This window comes from Corynebacterium tardum (genome assembly GCF_046717785.1).
Taxonomy (GTDB): Bacteria; Actinomycetota; Actinomycetes; order Mycobacteriales; family Mycobacteriaceae; genus Corynebacterium.
In genome coordinates this window covers 54,836-73,562 of the sequence record NZ_CP177104.1, presented here as the reverse complement: position 1 = coordinate 73,562, position 18,727 = coordinate 54,836, and the positions used below count along the sequence as shown (strand labels likewise).

General features: G+C 64.0%; 17 protein-coding genes and 1 pseudogene. 6 read left to right on the top strand and 12 right to left on the bottom strand.

What is annotated here, in order from left to right:
* Positions 1 to 36: 36 nt before the first annotated feature.
* The 3 genes and pseudogenes from ACLI1P_RS00370 to hrpB all read left to right on the top strand — a co-directional run bounded on the left by ACLI1P_RS00370 (position 37) and on the right by hrpB (position 4,004).
* The gene (locus ACLI1P_RS00370) at positions 37 to 1,122 is read left to right on the top strand and encodes a Fic family protein (RefSeq protein ID WP_411709126.1); all 1,086 of its coding nucleotides are present in this window, start codon (positions 37 to 39) and stop codon (positions 1,120 to 1,122) included.
* Between the two features lie 23 nt (positions 1,123 to 1,145).
* Entirely contained in the window at positions 1,146 to 1,760 is a 615-nt protein-coding gene (locus ACLI1P_RS00365) for a sugar O-acetyltransferase (RefSeq protein ID WP_411709125.1), read from the top strand.
* Positions 1,753 to 4,004, top strand: a pseudogene (hrpB, locus tag ACLI1P_RS00360) (ATP-dependent helicase HrpB). The gene ACLI1P_RS00365 and the pseudogene hrpB overlap by 8 nt, the downstream one beginning before the upstream one ends.
* Position 4,005: 1 nt before the next feature.
* Here the strand turns inward: hrpB and ACLI1P_RS00355 are convergent.
* Positions 4,006 to 4,776: a TSUP family transporter gene (locus ACLI1P_RS00355; RefSeq protein ID WP_411709124.1), complete on the bottom strand. Its 771-nt coding sequence runs from the start codon at positions 4,774 to 4,776 to the stop codon at positions 4,006 to 4,008.
* Positions 4,777 to 4,798: 22 nt separating this feature from the next.
* Here ACLI1P_RS00355 and ACLI1P_RS00350 point away from each other — a divergent pair, with 22 nt between their 5' ends.
* Positions 4,799 to 5,851, top strand: coding sequence for an AbrB family transcriptional regulator (locus tag ACLI1P_RS00350; RefSeq protein WP_306507737.1), 1,053 nt, complete (start codon positions 4,799 to 4,801; stop codon positions 5,849 to 5,851).
* Here ACLI1P_RS00350 and ACLI1P_RS00345 read toward each other — a convergent pair.
* From ACLI1P_RS00345 to ACLI1P_RS00335, 3 genes are all read right to left on the bottom strand, one after another.
* Complete coding sequence (locus ACLI1P_RS00345; RefSeq protein ID WP_306507736.1) at positions 5,831 to 7,081, bottom strand: ATP-binding protein; 1,251 nt, start codon at positions 7,079 to 7,081, stop codon at positions 5,831 to 5,833. The genes ACLI1P_RS00350 and ACLI1P_RS00345 overlap by 21 nt on opposite strands.
* 83 nt (positions 7,082 to 7,164) lie before the next feature.
* A complete protein-coding gene (locus tag ACLI1P_RS00340; protein WP_411709123.1) occupies positions 7,165 to 8,829 on the bottom strand; it encodes a DUF885 domain-containing protein in 1,665 nt (554 codons plus the stop codon).
* Positions 8,830 to 8,897: 68 nt separating this feature from the next.
* Positions 8,898 to 9,467 carry a TIGR00730 family Rossman fold protein gene (locus tag ACLI1P_RS00335; RefSeq protein WP_408932248.1) on the bottom strand — a complete coding sequence of 190 codons (570 nt, stop codon included), beginning with the start codon at positions 9,465 to 9,467 and terminating at the stop codon, positions 8,898 to 8,900.
* Positions 9,468 to 9,564: 97 nt separating this feature from the next.
* On the opposite strand from ACLI1P_RS00335, the gene ACLI1P_RS00330 reads away from it, so the two are divergent.
* A complete protein-coding gene (locus ACLI1P_RS00330) occupies positions 9,565 to 10,635 on the top strand; it encodes an ROK family protein (RefSeq protein WP_411709122.1) in 1,071 nt (356 codons plus the stop codon).
* 128 nt (positions 10,636 to 10,763) lie between these two features.
* Here ACLI1P_RS00330 and ACLI1P_RS00325 read toward each other — a convergent pair whose 3' ends face one another.
* Positions 10,764 to 12,107, bottom strand: a complete 1,344-nt coding sequence (locus tag ACLI1P_RS00325) for an IS256 family transposase (protein WP_411709053.1) — start codon at positions 12,105 to 12,107, stop codon at positions 10,764 to 10,766.
* Between the two features lie 67 nt (positions 12,108 to 12,174).
* Here ACLI1P_RS00325 and ACLI1P_RS00320 point away from each other — a divergent pair, with 67 nt between their 5' ends.
* Positions 12,175 to 13,200: an HNH endonuclease signature motif containing protein gene (locus ACLI1P_RS00320; protein ID WP_411709121.1), complete on the top strand. Its 1,026-nt coding sequence runs from the start codon at positions 12,175 to 12,177 to the stop codon at positions 13,198 to 13,200.
* A 73-nt stretch (positions 13,201 to 13,273) separates the two neighbouring features.
* Here ACLI1P_RS00320 and ACLI1P_RS00315 read toward each other — a convergent pair whose 3' ends face one another.
* The 7 genes from ACLI1P_RS00315 to ACLI1P_RS00285 all read right to left on the bottom strand — a co-directional run bounded on the left by ACLI1P_RS00315 (position 13,274) and on the right by ACLI1P_RS00285 (position 18,702).
* Positions 13,274 to 13,852: an HAD-IA family hydrolase gene (locus tag ACLI1P_RS00315; protein ID WP_411709120.1), complete on the bottom strand. Its 579-nt coding sequence runs from the start codon at positions 13,850 to 13,852 to the stop codon at positions 13,274 to 13,276.
* Entirely contained in the window at positions 13,785 to 14,192 is a 408-nt protein-coding gene (locus tag ACLI1P_RS00310; protein ID WP_296135157.1) for a hypothetical protein, read from the bottom strand. Before ACLI1P_RS00310 ends, ACLI1P_RS00315 begins: the two co-directional genes overlap by 68 nt.
* 88 nt (positions 14,193 to 14,280) lie before the next feature.
* Positions 14,281 to 14,763, bottom strand: a complete 483-nt coding sequence (locus ACLI1P_RS00305; protein ID WP_296135159.1) for a ferritin — start codon at positions 14,761 to 14,763, stop codon at positions 14,281 to 14,283.
* 46 nt (positions 14,764 to 14,809) lie between these two features.
* Complete coding sequence (locus tag ACLI1P_RS00300) at positions 14,810 to 16,261, bottom strand: SulP family inorganic anion transporter (RefSeq protein WP_411709119.1); 1,452 nt, start codon at positions 16,259 to 16,261, stop codon at positions 14,810 to 14,812.
* Entirely contained in the window at positions 16,261 to 16,776 is a 516-nt protein-coding gene (locus ACLI1P_RS00295; RefSeq protein WP_411709118.1) for a phosphoribosyltransferase, read from the bottom strand. The genes ACLI1P_RS00300 and ACLI1P_RS00295 overlap by 1 nt, the downstream gene beginning before the upstream one ends.
* Positions 16,777 to 16,861: 85 nt before the next feature.
* A complete protein-coding gene (gene amn / locus ACLI1P_RS00290) occupies positions 16,862 to 18,265 on the bottom strand; it encodes an AMP nucleosidase (RefSeq protein WP_411709117.1) in 1,404 nt (467 codons plus the stop codon).
* 11 nt (positions 18,266 to 18,276) lie between these two features.
* A complete protein-coding gene (locus ACLI1P_RS00285) occupies positions 18,277 to 18,702 on the bottom strand; it encodes a MarR family winged helix-turn-helix transcriptional regulator (protein WP_306508212.1) in 426 nt (141 codons plus the stop codon).
* Positions 18,703 to 18,727: the final 25 nt, after the last annotated feature.

The window sequence follows — 18,727 nt, the reverse complement described above, 5'->3', positions numbered from 1 at the left end:
ATCGACATATCCGCCAAACATGTCTATTCTTTTGCCATGGCAACTTACAGTCCAGAAATTCCCTACAACGAGCTTCCGCCCCTCCCGCCTGCAGACGTCGTGGAAACTGTCCCTGTGCTCAAGGCCATCATCGACGCCAAAGAAAAGCTCGCTGAACTGCGTACCGCGTGCCAGCTCATCCCGAATCCGGAGATCATCACCTCCACGATCCCGTTGCGTGAGGCGCGCGCTTCCTCCGAAATCGAAAACATCGTCACCACTAACGACGAGCTCTTTCGTGCAGCGTGGCAGGTCGATACCGAGCCCTCCCCTGCCACGAAGGAGGCTCTCCGCTATAACTCCGCGTTACATGCAGGCTTGTCCTCGTTATCGCAGCGTCCGCTATCAGAAAAGACGGCAAAAATCGTATGCAGCACACTTCTGGACACACAGGCCGAGGTGCGTTCCCTGCCGGGAACTTTCATCGGCAACCCCATCACGCAGCAGCGGCTTTACACGCCTCCCGAAGGCAAGGAGATTATCGAAGGTCACCTCGCGGCATGGGAGGACTATATCTATTCCAGCCATAACGTGGATTCGCTAGTGAAAATGGCGCTCCTTCACTATCAATTCGAGGCAATCCATCCCTTCTACGATGGCAACGGACGCACCGGCCGAATCCTCAATGTCCTCCATCTCATCCAGGAGAAGCTCCTCGAGCTCCCAGTCTTGTATTTGTCCGGTTATATCGTTGGTAATAAGGCTGAGTACTATCGCTACCTCAATGCCGTGACTGCTCACGGAGCGTGGGAGGACTGGCTCCTTTTCATGATCCGCGGCGTGTACGCTGCGGCAGACGACGCTTCCTCGATGATTACCCAACTCCGTGCCATCCAGGAGAACACCGCGCACGAAATACGCGCTGCAGGTGTCATTAGCCAGCCACATGAGATGGCTGAACTAATCCTCATCAAGCCTTACGTCCGTATCTCGGACGTGGTGGAGATGGGCGTCGTCAAGCGCCAAACCGCCAGCGCATGGTTAGCCCACTTGGTCGACCTGGGAATTGTGGAAGAGATTCAACAGGGCCGCGGGAAAGTGTTCATTCACCGCGCCGCCCTTGAAGTTCTCACCCGTGAGTAGGGCAAAACAATAGGATGGTGAGCATGAATCACCCTGATACTGGTTCCTTTGAGCGCATGACCAACGGGCAGTGGTACATGCCCGGCGTCAATGCGGAGGTCAGCGCCGAGCACCAGCGAGGCTTTCGCTTGGTCAAGGAGCTCAACGAGTTGCAGAACACCGACCATGAACGCGCGGGAGAGATCCTCACAGCGCTGCTCTCCCCTGACTCCCAGGTCCCCGGCCTGCATGTGCCGCTGAATCTGGAGTACGGCTGCAACGTCACCGTAGGTAAAGGCGTGTTCATCAACTTCGGGGCCACCATCTTGGCCCAGGCACCGGTCACGCTGGGAGATCGCGTCATGCTGGGGCCGAACTGCTCGCTCATCACGGTAGGCCACCCCGTTAATGATCATGAAATGCGGGCAGAGGGCTGGGAGATAGCCAAACCCATCACCATCGGGGAGAACACGTGGTTCGGCGCCAACGTCACGGTGCTGCCCGGAATCACCGTGGGCAAGAACTGTGTCGTGGGCGCGGGCACGCTGGTGACTCGGGACGTCCCGGATAACTCACTGGTGCTCGGCTCGCCGGGGCGCGTGGTGCGCACGCTCGTAAACAACGAGGAGGCCTGGGAGCGACAGGATCTCGATGTTTGATCTCGCCGCCATCGGCCGCGGCCTGCCCGTCCTGGAGACCATCGGGTCGCTTCCGTCCGAGGGCCACGTCGTCATCCAGGCCCCGCCCGGCACGGGTAAGACCACGCTGGTGCCGCCGGCACTGGCTAATCAGGCTGCGGGTCGCGGCAAGGTCATCGTCACCGCGCCGCGCCGCGTGGCGGTGCGCGCAGCAGCCAACCGCCTCCAGGAGCTCTCTGGCCAGCGCATCGGTTACGCGGTGCGCGGGGATTCCCGCACAGGCCACGAGGTGGAGTTCGTCACCCCGGGCGTGCTGCTGCGGCGGCTCTTGCGCGATCCGGAGCTTGAGGGCGTTGCTGCCGTGGCTATCGACGAAGTCCACGAGCGCCAGCTCGACACCGACCTCGTCCTCGGCATGTGCCTGGAGCTGGCCCAGCTTCGCGAGGATTTTCGCGTCATCGCCATGTCCGCTACTGTCGACGCCACCCGGTTCTCCCAGCTCATGGGAGGCGCACCCATTCACACCACGGAGGCTGTGACCTACCCGCTCGACATCTCCTATGAACCCGTGCCTGGCCGCGCGTCCGGAGACCGCGAGTTTTGGCGGGGTGTGGCACGTCTTGCGGCCCAGCAGCACGAGTCCACGCTCGTGTTTGTTCCCGGCGTACGCGAGGTCAACCTCGTCTGCGAGGCGCTCGCCGGCCACAACGCTTATCCCCTGCACGGCCGTCAGACCACCCACGAGCAGGACGCGGCGCTGTATACCACTGCGCAGCGCATCGTCGTGGCGACCTCCATCGCGGAATCCTCGCTGACCGTGCCGGGCGTGCGCACCGTCATCGACGCGGGACTCGCGCGCGTGCCCAAGCGCGATGCGCAGCGCGGGATGAGTGGGTTGGTGACCGTGTCGACGTCGAAAAGCAGCGCCGATCAGCGCGCCGGCCGCGCCGGCCGTGAGGCGCCCGGCACCGTCATCCGCTGCTATTCGCAGGACGATTACCAGCACTTTTCACCGCACACCACCCCGGAAATCCTCTCCGCGGATCTGACCCAGGCAGCACTCTTTCTGGACTGCTGGGGCGCGGGCGCGGACTTCCCGCTGCTGGATCCGCCGCCCGGCCCGGCCCTCGCCGCCGCGCAGGCCACCCTCAAGCGCATCGGCGCCACCCAGGAGCTCGCCCTGCTGCCTACGGATCCGCGCCTCGGGGCCGCGCTGCTGCGTCACGGCAGCCAGGCCGCGCCCATAATCGCCGCGCTTGGCGACACCCCCACGGTCACCGACCTCACCCGCCACCGCGCGCCACAGAAGGAGGTCTCGCGCCTCGCGCGTCTGGTCCAAGACCGCGGCCCCGTCGACCCGGGCGAGGTCGTGGCCACCGCCTTCCCCGAGCAGGTGGCCAAACGCATGGGCGAGGACTACCTGCTGGCCAGCGGCACCCGCGCGCGGCTCATCGACAACTCCGGGCTGGCGGGCGTGCCGTGGCTGGCCATCGCGGAGGTGTCGCTGTCTAACGCGGGCAACCCCATCATCCGCTCCGCGGTGCGCATCGAGGAATCAGCCGCCCTCGACATCGTCGGCGTCACCGAGGAGACCCGCGCCTTTCTTGAGGGCTCCAAGGTCCGCGGGGTGCGGGTGCGCGCGGCCGGTGCCATCGTGCTCTCCGAAACCCCGGTGAAGGTCTCTGGCGACGAGACCGTTGCGGCCCTGCGCAACTCCGGCCAAGGCCTGGGTTTGTTCCACTTCAGCGAGAAGGCCCAGAACCTGCGGGACCGGCTCCGGCACCTGCGTGCGGCCTATGGGGATCCCTGGCCAGACGTCGATAGTAATAGTGCCAGCCTGGAGTGGCTCGAACCGGAGCTGCACCAGTTGGCCTCTGGCCTAAAGCCCGACATTTATCCCGCCCTCCAGCGCCTGCTGCCGTGGCCGGAGGCCAGCCGCCTCAACGAGCTCGCCCCGGAGCGCCTCCCCGTGCCCTCCGGCCGCGACGCGCGCATCGACTGGTCCGGCGAGCGCCCCGTGGTGTCGATCAAGCTGCAGGAGTGCTTCGGACTGGCCGAATCCCCCGTCTACTGCGGGCACCGCGTGCAGTTCCACCTACTCTCCCCTGCGGCCGGCCCCTCGCGGTCACCGATGACCTGGCCAGCTTCTGGTCCGGGCCCTACGCTGGCGTGCGCGCCGACATGCGCGGGCGCTACCCCAAGCACCCGTGGCCCGAAGACCCGTGGAACGCCGTGGCCACGGCGAAGACAAAGAACCGGATGTAGCCTAGCCCCACTGCTGCCAGGCCAGGTACACGCTCATCACCACGACGAGGGTGAGCAGCGCGTAGCGGATGAACTTCGCTCCCCCGCCCAGCACCGTCCGCGCGCCCAGCTGCGCGCCCACGATGTTGGCCACCGCGAGCACCAGCGCCAGCGCCCACTCCACGTGCCCGCCGGCGATGAACACGACGAGGGCGCCGACGTTGGTGCACGTGTTGACCACCTTCGCCATCGCCGCGGAGGTGAGGAAGTTCTGGGAGAAGATGGCGGTAAACGCCATGATGAGGAACATGCCGGTGCCGGGGCCGAAGATGCCGTCGTAGAACGCGATGGCTGCCACCGCGCCGAGCGCTGCCCAGGTGCGCCAGCCGCCGTGCAGACCCTCCCCGTCAGCGCTGCCGAAGTCCGGGCGGAAGGCCACGAAGACGCCCACGGCCACCATGAGCACGATGATGACCGGCCGCATGACGTCCTTGTCCATGAGCGCTGCCGCCGCCGCGCCCAGCCCGGAGCACACCAGCGAGGTAAGCCCCATGCGGATGAGCTCGCCCTGCGGCGGACGCACCTTCTTGACCAAGGTATAAGCCGCCGACGCCGTGCCCGACACCGCCGCCACCTTATTCGTCGCCAATGCTGTGGCCGGTGCCAGCTGCGGCGCGACGGCCAGGATGAGCGGGATGAGCACCAAGCCACCGCCGCCGATGACTGCATCGACCCAGCCGGCCATGCTGGCCCCCACGGTAAGAATGGCCCAGCCGCTCAATCCAAAGTCCATAAGGACCATTAAACTCGTCCGCATGTCTACACGCGCGCGGTGGGCCATCGTTGCCCCAGGTTCCTTGGCCCTCGGGGCGCTGTTGAGCTACCTGCACGTGCCGGCCGCGTGGATCCTCGGCGCCATTGTCGTCGCCGGCGCGATGGCGCTCAGCACGGGCACGGAGCTGTCCGTCAACCGCCACTTCTACGCCGTGGCCCGCGGCTTCATCGGCATGATGGCGGGTATCCCGCTCACGCTGGTACCCGCCTCCACGCTCCTCGGCTTCGTGCCGGCGGCGGTGACGATTTCCCTTATCACCGTGCTCGTCGGCGTCACCGGCGGCGTGCTTCTCCACCGCGCGCAGCCCAAGGACATCTCCTGGGAGACGGGCATCCTCTCCATGCTGCCCGGCGGGGCCTCCCTCATGCCGGCTTTGGCCAGCGAGCTGGGCGCGGACTACCGCTACGTGGCGCTGACCCAGTACCTGCGCCTGCTGGCGGTGTCGGTCTCGCTACCGCTGGTGGTCTCGTTTCTTAACGCCCCCGCGGGCCACGGCGTCGACATGAGCGTCGACGGCGAGGTCACCTGGTGGATCGTGCTGCTCACCGTCGCCATCGCCATCCTGGGCGAGCGCCTGGGCAAGCTCGCCCACCTGCCCGCCTCCGCCGTGCTGGGCCCGCTCATCCTCACCGTCGTCGTGGCGCAGTTCCTACCCGCCGGCCACACGCTGGAGCCGCTGTACGTCTTCAAGATCCTGGCGTTTATGTCCATCGGCTGGGTCTGCGGCGGCGGTCTGTCGGTGCCGGCGCTGAAGTCCTTTGCTAAGCAGCTACCCGCCACGATCCTGTTCATCGTGGTGGTCATCGGGGTCTGCGCGCTCACCGCGCTGCCGCTGACCGCGTGGCTAGACATCACCTATTTCGAGGCCTACCTGGCCACCTCGCCCGGCGCGCTGGAGACCGTCCTGGCGCTCTCCGCGGAAGGCGGCGCTGGGCCCGCCGTGGTGGCGGTGCAGATCATCCGGCTCATCATCGTGCTCGTCATCGCCGGCTACCTGCCCCAGATCCTGGGGCTATTCCGCAAGCGCCGCTAGTGGAACTACCCATACCCCATCCGGGCGCTGGAAAGCGGGACCACTCGGAATCACAACTATCAGCGCTGCAGGTGGCGTGGAAAGTTTCGCGGCTACGTGCTTAAGGTGTGCCGCCGCATTTTCGACCTCATTGTGAGAAAGCTTCGCTTCAAACCCCACCCACGAACCATCTCGAAGCTCCACTACTGCATCAATTTCTTCGCGCCCCTTCATATCCCTCAAGTGGAATGCCCCTCGCGCTCGCAGAGCTTGCGCATAAACACGCAAATCGTGCACAAGCTGCGCCTCGAAGAGGATGCCTAAAGTCTCTAGATCCTCAAGCAGTTTGTCTGGCCCTGCTCCCAACAAAGCAGCAGCCAAACCTGGATCAGCCAGCTGGCGTTTAGGCATTTGAACCATCGAAGTCTTCGAACGAGTACGTGGTGACCAAGCCGGTTGGTCCTCAACGAGGAACAGGCGCGTAGCGAAATAGTGAATGACATTGACAGTCTCCGCGGCCGGTGTCGAGGTAGCGCTGCTGAGTTCACCAATGCGTTTGCGAATCGCAGCAGCGGTAGCCGGTTGGGCAACTAGTCCGGCATAGGCACGAAGGAAAGATTGGAACCGGCGCGGATCGCGTCTCGGTCCGCCGAGTTCGGGGTAATCGTGCTCGCTCATTTCCGTCAGATAGGATTCCATGCCTTCCTGCGCATCGAGAGGATCAAGGTCAAAGAATTCCGGAAAACCACCTGCAACGATCCACCGAGCATAATCTGCCACGCTAGCATCTGTTCCAGAGGTCGGGGCCTGATTGCCAGCAATGATGGACCCCAGTGATACCCGGTCAGCAGCAATTCCTCGCTCCGCCAAGCTCAACGTGCGCAGTTGAATGGAACGAATTCGCCCTGCGCCCGAATGCCGGATGGCATCATCATCGGGCGTGGAGGAACCCGTAAGAAGAAACTGCCCTTTCTCCGGGGAGTCATCCACTGCATGGCGCACCTCATTCCAGATGGCAGGGACAACCTGCCACTCATCAATAAGCCGCGGCCGTGCGCCTTCAAGCCCCAATGCCGGTTGCATGCGTGCAAGATTTGCCTCTGGAGAATCACGGTCAAGTTGTATGGCAGATTTGGCAAACTGGCGCGCCGTTGAGGTTTTCCCGCTCGCGCGTGGGCCTTTGAGGAAGAGCGCTCCGGCAACGCGAAGCCCTCTCTCGACTTCTGCATCAACGATTCGGGGCAGGTACATACAAAGTACCTTAGCCCGAGAAATGGATAAATCACAGAGTCACTAGTGGATAAATCCAAGAGTCTGGCTGTTGACCTGGGGATTTAGTCCAGGATGGCGTGGCGCAGGATGGACATCGGCACCGAGCCCAAGGCCAGGGCCTGGGAGTGGAAGTCGCGCACGTCCATGCCCTGCTCCGTGGCGGCCCGGCGGGTGTCCTGCCACAGGCGCTGGCCCAGCGCGTAGGACGGCGCCTGGCCCGGCCAGCCCAGGTAGCGGGTGACCTCGAAGTTGAGGTTAGCGTCATCCATGGCGGTGTTCTCCCGCATGAACGTCTTGACGTGGGACTTGTCCCACGCGCCGGACGTCGTGCAGTCCGGCAGCGTCTTGCCCAGGTGGAGTCCGATGTCCACGACAACGCGCGCGGCGCGGAACCGTTGCGCGTCGAGAAGCCCCATGCGGAATCCCGGGTCATCCATGTAGCCCAGCTCCGCCATGAGCGCCTCCGCGTATAACGCCCAGCCCTCGCCGTGGCCGGAGTTCCACGTCACCGCGCGGCGCCACAAGTTCAGATCCGGCTGCGTCAGCGCGGAACCCAGCTGCAGGTGGTGGCCCGGAGCGCCCTCGTGGTGCACCGTGGTCAGCTCCTGCCACGTGTGGAACAGCTCCTGGCCCGCGGGCACGGACCACCACATGCGGCCCGGGCGAGAGAAGTCATCCGAGGGCGCGGTGTAGAAGATCCCGCCAGTGCCCGCCGGGTCGATGCAGCACTCGATCTCGCGGACCTCGTCCGGGATGTCGAAGGCCGTGCCGTTGAGTTCCTTGATAACGCGGTCCGCCGTGGACTGCACCCACTCCACCAGCGCGTCGGTGCCGTGGAGCTGGTAGCGCTCCTCTTCGTTGAGCTTGCGCATCGCCGCGCGCACGGAGGTATCCGTGCCGTACAAGCTGTGGGCAATCTTCTCCTGCTCCGCCTTGATGGCGCGCACCTGGTCCAGGCCCCACTCGTAGGCCTCATCCAGATCCACGGTGTCGCCCACGAAGAGCCGGGAGAAGCGCTCGTAGCGGTCGCGGCCCACCGCATCCTTGGAGGGGGCCTGCGGCTGCAACTCGTTGGACAGCCACTCAGCGAACTCGCCGAAGGCCTCCTTGGCCGCGTCCACCTCGGGGCCCTCCACGTCGAGGTCCTCGAGCATCGATCCGGCATCGGCCAGGCGCTCCGACTGGACGAAGACCTCCGAAATCTGGCGCTGCGGGGCCACCATGCCGCGCGACGCCGCCTCCTTCAGGGAGTCCTTGTAGCCGCTCAGCGACGCCGGGACCTTCGACAGACGCGAGCGCAGGACGTCGAGCTGCTCCGGGGTGTCCCGCGGCATAAGCATGAGCGTATCGCGGATGGTCTGCACCGGGGAGGCGATGTTGTTGAGGCAGCGGATGTCCTCGCCGGCGTGGTGCAGGTCGAGGTCCAAGCAGAGGCGGTCTCGCAGCACCGCGGCGGTGACGTAGTCCACCTCGTCGAAGTCGTCCTCGTCGTCGGATTCGTCGGTGGTGTCATCCAACGCGTCGAGATCCGCCAGCATCTCGCGGGTGCGGTCGGCCACGGACTCGTAGTAGGACGGTGAAAAGTCCTCGAGCTCCCCATCGAAACCGGGGATGCCCCACGCGGTGGCGTCGGTAGGCGTGAGCTGCGCGAGGTCGTGGACGAAGTTGTCACACGACGCGTCCAACAAGGAAGGTTGGCGCGACTCCATGGTCTGGTCAAAACTCATAAGGGCGAAGTCTAACGATGACCCGCCTTAAGGGCCAACCCGGCAGCGCCTTTTTACCAGGTTGTTAGCTAATTGTTGTCCCACTTGGTGCCCGGATGCTGCCACGCGGCGAAGGCGTCGAGCACCGCGGCCGGGGAGGGGTCCATGACCAGCGCGTCCACGAAGCGCTGTTGGAGGAATCCCGCCTGCGCCATCGAGTGATACAGCCCGGCGAAGGGCTGCCAGAAGCCGTCGACGTCCACCAGGCCCACCGGTCCGTCCAGATTGCCCAGCTGCTGAAGGGTAAGGACCTCACTGAGCTCCTCCAGCGTGCCCACGCCGCCGGGCAGGCACACGTAGGCGCCGGCGAGCTGCTCCATGCGCGTCTTGCGCTGCGCCATGGTCTTCACCACTTCGAGGGTGCTTAGGCGCGGGTGGGAGAGCTCTAAGTCCACCAGCTGCTCCGGGATGACGCCGACGACGGTTCCCCCGGCGTCCAGACACGCATCCGCGACGATGCCCATGAGCCCCACGTTGCCGCCGCCATATACCAAGGTCAGGCCGCGGCGCGCGAGTTCTTCTCCCAACTGGCGCGCCGCCTCCGCGTAGGCCGGTGAGTTTCCCGCGGCGGAGCCGCAATACACAGCAACAGAATCCATGCGTTCAACTGTATCCCAACCGCTCGCCTAGACCATGATGTCTACTGACAGACAATTTCTATTAGACAATGCGGTCTGCTGAATTTATACTTGACCCATGATCAAACCCGGCCCCGTGTTCACCCGACCCCGCACTCCGGCGGCGAAGTGCCTCCACCTGATTCGACTGACCCCCATCGTCACCCGCAGCGAACTGGTCGAAGCCACAGGGCTATCCCAACCCACCATCACGCGCGCGACCTCCGCACTCCTCGGCGCGGGTCTCATCCGGGAGCGCACCGACCTCACCCAGTCCCGCGGCCGCGGGCGCCCCACCGTGCCCCTGGAGGTGGCGGACAACAACTGGATGCTCGCCGGAGTGGCGGTGGGCACCGCGTTCACCCGCATCGCCTTCTACGACACCAAGGGCCGCACCCTGTGTGAGGAGGACGTGGCAACCCCCATCTCGCGGCTGAGTGAGGGCGATGTCATTGAGCACATCATCGCCGACATGAACCGCCTGATGACGGGCCTGGACCGCCGCCTGGTCTCGGTAGGCGTGACCACCTCCGGCAGCGTCGACGACTCCGGCCTGGTCACCGCCCCCAACCTGGGCTGGAACCGCATGGACATCACCAGCCGCCTGCAGTACCAGTTCGGCGTGCCCGTGGTTGTCTCCTCCGTCGTCCCCGCCATCCTCGGCTCCGAGACGCAGTCCACGCAGCTGGGCAGCGAGAAGCCGGTCATGGTGCTGTACGCGGACGATTCGGTGGGCGCGGCTCTGACTACCACCGATGAGATCACGCAGCTGCCGCTCGACGCCCCGGAGTCCCTGGCCACGCAGGCGCTTCTCGACGCCACCTCGGCCCCCACCTTCGCCGATGCCGTGCAGGATCCCAACGCCCGGGCGCTTCTCGACGATCGCGCGCGCACCCTCGGCACCATCGCCGCCGAGCTGCTGGCGGAGCACCAGCCGGACACCCTCGTCGTGGCGGGCGGCGCCTTTGTGGACGACCCCGCCGCGCCGAAGCTCTTCGCCTCCGCCGTGCGTCAGGCCTGCCCCCACCCGACGGAGCTGCGCATGATCCCTGCGCACACGGAGATCGTCCGCGCCTGCACCCGCGCCGTGGCGCTCGACCCGCTGCTGCGCGTGCCGCTGGATCTAAGCCGCGAGCTCAACGCGGCCTAGCTCTCCGGTTGCGGGGCTTTTGCCCTTGGCTTAGTCTTTGTGGCCATGGGGGTATTAGAAACCTACTTCCACTACCGCAACTCGGGGATCGCGCGAGCGTGTCAAGTTGTTTGTGTGTGGGGCTAGGTTTATAGGTATTTGTCGAAGCGGTCGGGGTAGGCCACGGCCATTTGGTTTATAGCTTGTTTCCAGCCGGAAACTCGGGCTCCTTCCATGAGTCTGCCGGCTGTCGCTGAGACTCGTTTGCCTTGCTTCGCTCTCTTTGCAGCGCGTTTGTCTTCGATATTGCAGATCATCAGCCACAGCGTCTTCAGCGCTGATTCATCGTTGGTGAACTGCACCCTGTTGCGGGTAGCTTTACGCAGTTCATTGTTGAATGATTCAATCGAGTTCGTCGTATAGATAACCTTTCTGGCCGCTGGTGGGAACTGTAGAAACGGTACGAAACGCTGCCAAGCATCTCGCCAGACCTTGACTGAGCGTGGATACTTTTCTCCCAATTCAGAGGCTTCAAAATCGTCTAAGGCAGCCTTAGCTGTGGACTCATCCGCGGCGGTGTAAATCTTTTTCAACGCAGCCGATACGCCCCGGCGATCCCCGTAGGCTACCCACCGGTTAGCGGCACGAATCAGGTGCACGATACAGGTTTGCACCATAGAGTTCGGCCACGTTGCCTCGACTGCTTCAGGCAGGCCTTTAAGCCCGTCACAGCAGACGATAAAGACGTCTTTGACCCCACGGTTAGAAAGATTGGCGCATACCTGCGCCCAAAATGAAGCGCCTTCTTCTTTGGCAATCCACAATCCCAAAATGTGCTTGATACCGTCAAGATCCACACCGATTGCCATGTACGCGGACTTGTTGACCACTCGGCCACCATCACGGACTTTAATGCGCAACGCATCCAGGAAAATGACCGGGTAGAACTCATCTAGCTGGCGGTTTTGCCAGACCATGACCTCATCGAGGACAGCATCGGTGACTGCGGAAATTGTTTCATGGGAAATATCAACCCTCATCGCCGTTGCCATATGGTGCTGGATGTCCCTAATTGTCATCCCACCGGCGTACAAGCTGACGATCATGTCATCGACATCAGTCAAGCGCCTAGAACCTTTAGGAACCATAGTCGGCAAGAATGTTCCAGCCCGATCCCTCGGGACATCAACGGTTACTGGCCCGTAGTTAGAATCCACGGTCTTTGGATACGACCCGTTGCGGTAATTGTCTGTCCCGGCAGCAGCTTTAGCGCTCCTGTCGCCAGACTCGTAGCCCAAATGGGCATCCATTTCAGCATTGAGCCCCCTGGTAATCGAGGCCTGCAACATGCCGCGAACCAGGTCATTGGCATCCGTTGTAGACGTGCCTAGGTCATCAATCAGCTTCGCGATCTCAGGGTTAGCAAGCAGCTTCTTTTCAATCGCATCAATCTTGGCCTTATCAGCCGGATCTCGTCGTGCCACGGTAGTCATTCTGGTCCATCTCCTCATGCAGGTTGGGAACCCACACACAAACCATCAGACACTCTCGATCGCGCTAGTGGAACACGCATCCAGCTCACCCGACAAGCTTCGCGCGCTCGGCGCCGACCCAGCCGACGCCGCAGAACTCGCCCGCCTGCACCGCATCTACTTCGGGCCCACCCGCTTCACCGGAAAACAACGCAAAGCCCGCACCGCCGCCCAAGACCACGCCCACGGGCTGAGCATCCTCACCCTGATTGAGTCCTACGCCACCCGGGTAAAGAAAGAACTCGACGCCTGGAACCTCCGCGCCCGCCTGGCTGCCACACCCGCCCACAAAATCCGCGACGTCGCCGTAAAAAGACTTAAAGAACTTAAGGAGAAACGCGAACACAAGCCAGGTGTGCGGTTTACCTACCGCACACAAGGCCCCAACTCCGTCACCATCACCGACACCCCAACAGTCATTGCTGATATCCGCGGCACCCTCGAATCCGTCAACCCCACCAACCTGCTCGACGCCGCCAAAACCGTCATCCTCACCGGAGAAATCGGGGCCAAGCCTGCCGTGCACGCCCAGGTCGTTGTCACCCTGGACGAATTCGACCGCATCATCAACGGAGACGGCGAAGAAATCGAACTCCAACTCACCAACGGTGCGCGCATGACAGGGGCGGAATTCCTCACCCACAAATTCGCCGAAATAGGCTACGCCACCATTACCCACCCGGTAGAAGGCCCCATCAACTCCTACCGGATAGAGCGCCACGCAAACTGGAAACAACGCCTCACCCTGTGCGCCGAAACCCAAACCTGCTCCAGACCAGGCTGTAACAAGCCGGCGGATTACTGCCAGGTCCACCACATCATCCCCTGGCAGGCAGGCGGTTTCACCAACATCAAGAACCTGACCTTCCTGTGCGCCTACCACAACGGCATCAACGATGATGACCCGTCGAAACCCACAGGCCGCGGCTACGTATTCCGGTTGAAAGGCGGCATCGGATACGTACCACCCTGGGGGCTACCGATTACCGCCACACCCGAATACCAACAAGCCCTCGCCAGACTCACCGCCGAGAAACCACCGGGTACAGGCTAGACAGCCTGTACCCATTACAAACAACGAAACCCGCCAACCACACCCCGGTCAGCGGGCCATTCGGCGATCCTTCCTAGAAGCGCACCGAGTCAATGCCCGTAAACAGGTGCGCATTCAGCCCCGCGCGCTCGGCGCCGGCCACGAAGTCGGGCCGGTCGTCGAAAAAATGGGTCTCCTTCACGCTGGCGCCGAGCGCCTCCACCGCCACCCGGTAGGCCTCCTCCTCGGGCTTGGCCACGCCGATATCGCAGCTCAGCGTCACCGCCGCGCACTCTCCCAACCACGGCTGGGTCGCCCGGACCTTCGCGGCCAAGGAGGCGGGAACGTTGGAGAGCACGCCCACGCTGTGGCCCTCCCCAATGAGGCGCAGCACCACGTCCACCATCACGAGGTCCGCGGAGAGAAGATGGTCGGTATCGAGATCCACGGCGCGCGAGACCTCAAAGGGCCCCACGTGCGTCATAGCGCGGATGCGGCCCCAATACTGCGAATCGCTCACTTGGCCTGCATCGTAGGCAGGCCGCAGCTCCTCATAGACGGACCAAAAGTGCTCCGGGTCCTCCGGGCACACATAGCGTTCGAGTTCAGCGTGGTCGGCCGGCGTGGCCGAGCGCAGAAGCACGCCGTACAGATCGAAGAGCAGTGTGGACATGGGCCCAGTGTAGCCACACGGCCACCGCCCCGGTCAGCGTCCCGCCGACGAACATCGGCAGCGCCACCGCCGCCTGCCCCCACGGCAGCGCGCCCAGGGTGGACAGCGCCCCCACCAGCAGCAAGCCGCCCACGCTAAACAGCGAGCGGCTCAGCGCCGTCGACGCCGCCCCGGCGCACACCAACAGCGCCACGCCCGCAAACGGGCCCAGCATCAGGGCGAGGGCAAAGAAAAACGTCCCCAACGCCACATTCGTCGAGGCCAGCCAAATGCCGCCCACCAGTGCAATCGCCAGCCCAGCCAGGGCACCGATAATGAGCATCAGCCGTGTTCTAGTCATAAAACTAATTCTCCCACCAACCACTCGGGCCGTGGGAGAAATAACGCAATTTATATGGCTTCGTTACCCAGCGTTATGGGCGGGTGACTTAGCGCTCGGCCAGGGAAGCGTCGACAAGCAGCAGGCCCGAGCCATTGTCCCCGGCCAGCTTGAGCTGCTCGATAACACCGGAGACCGTCGCCTCCTCCTCCACCTGCTCATCCAGGAACCAGTTGAGCAGCTGGCGGGAGTCCAAGTCCCCCACCTCATCCGCCGTGCGGACGATCTCACGAATCTGCTCCGACACCTTCTGCTCATGCGCCAGGGAAGCCTCGAAGGCATCGAGCGGGGTGGCCGCCTTGACCGCGCCCACCTGGATGTCCTCCAGCTCCACGCGGTAGCCGCGATCCAGCAGGTGATCGGCGAACTTCTTAGCGTGCTCGCGCTCCTCCTCCGCCTGCTTGTAGAACCACGCGCTCATGCCCGGGAAGGAGAGGTTCTCCATCTCATAAGCCAGCTGGGTGTAGACCAGCGCGGCGGCGTGCTCGTTGTTGACCTGTGCGTTGAGGAGGGTTTGCAGCTTCTCGTCCATGGTGGTGAATCCTTTCTCGTCGGGAGAGCACCCAGGATACCGAAATTTAGCCCAGGTCTCCGCTGAGCCGGCGGTAGCGCTCCAAGCTCGCCCCGTCCAGGCCTCGGAATTCGACCTCCACCCCGCGCGCGGCGTACTTGCTCGACACCGAGTCCAGCACCGCTACCGTCGAGGCATCCCACACCTCCGCCTGCGAGAAGTCCACGATGACTTGGTCCACCGGCAGCGTGTAGTCGAAGGCGTAGACCAAGTCGTTGGAAGAGGCGAAGAAGAGCTGGCCGCGGACGGTATAAACGTTGCCGTCCAGCTCCACCGACACCAGGTGCGCCACGCGCCGCGCGAACGCCACCGACGCCACCACGACGCCCAGCACCACGCCGACCGCCAGGTTCTTCGTCAGCAGCGTGCCCGCCACGGTGACGAGCATGACGGCGGTCTCGCTCCACGGCATGCGGTGCAGCGTGCGCACCGAATGCCAGTCCACCGTGTGGAAGGACACCATGAGCATCACCGCCACCAGCGCGGCCATGGGGATGCGCCCCACCGTCTCCCCCAGCACCAGGATGAGAATGAGGAGGAAGACGCCGGCGAGGAACGTGGACAGGCGCGTGCGCGCCCGCGAATCCTTGACGTTGATCATGGTCTGGCCAATCATGGCGCACACGCCCATGCCGCCAATCGCGGCGGCGAGGATGTTGCCAATGCCCTGGCCGATTGACTCGCGGGTCTTGTCGGAGTGGGTGTCCGTGATGTCGTCGACAAGCTTGGCGGTCAGCAGCGACTCCATGAGGCCCACCAGCGCCACGCCCAGCGCGTAGGGCAGACACAGCATGAGCGTGTCCATGGTCCACGGCACGTCCGGGATGACCAAGCCGGGCAGCGACGTGGGCAGCTCGCCCTGGTCCGCCACGTCCGGCACGTCCCAGCCGCACACCACCACCAGGGCGCTGACCACGAGGATGGTCACCAGCGGCGCGGGCACAACGGTGGTCAGCCGCGGCCACAGCACCATGATGGCCAGGCCCAGCGCCACCAGCGCGTACACCAGCCAGGGCACGTCGCGCAGGTGCGGCAGCTGCGCGGTAAACATGAGGATGCCCAAGGCGTTGACGAATCCGGTCATGACGCTGCGGGGGATAAAACGCATGAGCTTAGCGACGCCCACCGCGCCCATCACCACCTGCATAATCCCCGCCATCCAGATGGTGAGCAGCACGTACTGCAGGCCGTGCTCGTGCGCCAGCGGCGCGATGACCACGGCCACCGAGCCGGCGGCGGCGGAGATCATCGCCGGGCGCCCGCCGGTCAGCGCGATGGACATCGCCATGATGACGGAGGCGAACAAGCCCACCTTCGGGTCGAGGCCGGCGAGGATGGAAAAGCTGAGGACCTCCGGGATAAGGGCCAAGGACACAGCAAGCCCGCCAAACACTTCCTTACGGAAGCGGGCGGGCGAGGTGAAGGCCGCGCGGAAAGATCCGGCGGAGGCTTCTGGCATTAATGACCTTCCTTATGGGAACCATCGCGGGTAATGACCGGCAGGACGGACCAGGCGAAATTGATCCACTGGTCGGTCTTCTTCCAGGAAAAGTCCGGCTCGAAGATGGTGGTGGGCTTGGTGTAGATGACGGCGGACTTCACCTCGGAGGCGGTCTGCTCGAGGAGGTTGACCACGAGGTCGAGCGTCTTGCCGGAATCGGCCACATCGTCGACAACGAGGACCTTCTTGTCCTGCAGCGAGTCGGTATCCAGCTGCGGGTTGAGCAGGATGGGCTCTGGGAGGGTCTGGCCGATGTCAGTGTAGAACTCCACGTTGATCGCCCCCATCTCCTTGACGCCGATGGCGTAGCCGATGGCGCCGGCGGGGATGAGGCCGCCGCGGGCCACGCCCACGATGAGGTCCGGGAACCAGCCGGACTCAACGATCTGCTGGGACAGGTAGCGGCTGGCCTCGCCGAAGACCTCCCACGTTAGGTTTTCGCGTTCCGGGTTCCACCACTCCGGTGTGCTCATGGTCTAGGTCTCCTTCGCCAGAATTGTCATTTCCCCTAGTCTATCCACCACGTCGCACGCCGCAAACCCCGGCGGGGTGCAGGCGTCAGCGGAAGGGGACCTCCGCCACGGTGCGGCGCAGCTTGCGGGTGCGCAGGCGCTCCGGTTTTTCCGCCAGAGCCTCGACCGCGCGGACCGCGCACATGACGTGCGCCTCCTTCGAGTTGGAGTAGAAGGCCTGGGCCTGCGCCGGCAGCTTGGGCACCGCATGCAGCGGCAGGTCGGAGACGGAGAGCAGCGTGCCGTAGGGAATGCGGTAGCGGTAGCCGTTGGCCGCTAGTGTGCAGGACTCCATGTCCACGGCCACGGCGGTGGAGTGGCGCAGCCACTCCCACAGGTCGCGGGAAGTCCGCCACTCCCAGTTGCGGTCATCGGTGGAGAGCACCGTGCCGGTGCGCATGAGGGAGTTGTCCTCGCCGTAGACCTCATCCACCGCGGCCTCAAGCATGCGCTGGATCTCCGGGATGGCGGGAATCGGGTTGCCGGTGGCCACCGTGTTGTCCAGGATGTGGTCGCCGCGCTGGTAGGCGTTGCCCAGGATGAGGTCCCCGATGCGCATGCGCCCGTCCAGCCCCGCGCAGTGCCCGATCATGATCCACGCCTCCGGGCGCAGCACCGCCAAACAGTCCGTGATGGTCTTCGCGTTCGAGGGGCCGACGCCGATGTTGATCATTGTGATGCCATCGCCGCCGGCGGTGATGAGGTCGAAGCGCGGCATTTGGTAGCGGGAGGTGAGGGTGAGCCCGTCGACGTCGAGAAGCACCGCGTCATTGGAATGAATAGTCTCCCCGGTGGGCAGCACCAGCGCCGTGTAGCGCGAATCCTCCCGCGCCAGCTCCCGCAGGCCGAACTTGACGAACTCCGTGGTGTGCATGGCGTAGTTGGTGAACAGGATGTATTTCTGCACCGTGTCCACCTCGATGCCGGTGTAGTGCTCGATGCGCGCGCAGGCGATGTCGAAGCGCTGCGGGCCGAAGTGGAACAGCGGCTTCTCCTTGCCGTGGAAGACCTTCCAGGCGCCGTCCACGATGCCGTCGTTCACCGCGTCCAGGGTGGGCCGCGGGATCTCTCCCCGATCTTGCGGCAGTGGCCCGGCGTCCCGGATGTATTCCGGGGGAATGCGCTCGTCCGACTGGCCCACGTACATATCGCACGGATAGTTGCTGGTCAGCCTGGTCAGCTGCTCGGTGAGGTAGCTGCGGATGAGCCAGGGTTTGGAGATCACCGCGGAATAGCGTCCCTCTTGGTCCACGTAGCCGAAGGGCTCAGAGCGGTCGATGGGAGTCCACCGGCGGACCTGCACGGTGATCTTGGGGTAGACCACGTGGCGGTAGGCATCGTGGTCCCCGGAGGCGAGCGCTTCGCGCGCTAGTGCGCAGGAGCTGTCATAAAGCTCGCAGAGGCGGTTGACCGCCTCGGTGACGGAGTGGGCATGCTGCAGGTCGCTCATGCCCGCCCAGTCTAGTTGGGGTACTGCATCTCGGCAGCGTCACCGGCTTCGCGCACGATGTCCAGGGACTCGCGGAACTCCACGAGGTCCACGCCGGACTTGCGGTACTCGTTGAGGATGGTCTCCGGGATGCACACCGCGCGGGGCTCCAAGTCACTGCCCTTCTGCGTGATGGTGATGGTGCCATCCTCCACGGTGGCCAGGCCGGCGTCCTGCAGGCCCTCAAGCAGGCCCTCGTACGTGCCGGTCTCCGGCTGCAGACGGTCCTTCATGTAGTCCACGGTTACCGGCTCCTTGACGTCCCACAGGATCATCAGCATGAGGTACTGCGGATATGTAATGCCAAGTTCCTTCAGAAGAGGATCATAAGAACGGATCACGGAACGCGCGGCGCGGTACAGTGAAAAGCAAAGCTGGTCTTCTAGGTGGAGAGACATGCTGACCACCCTACCCTAAATATTT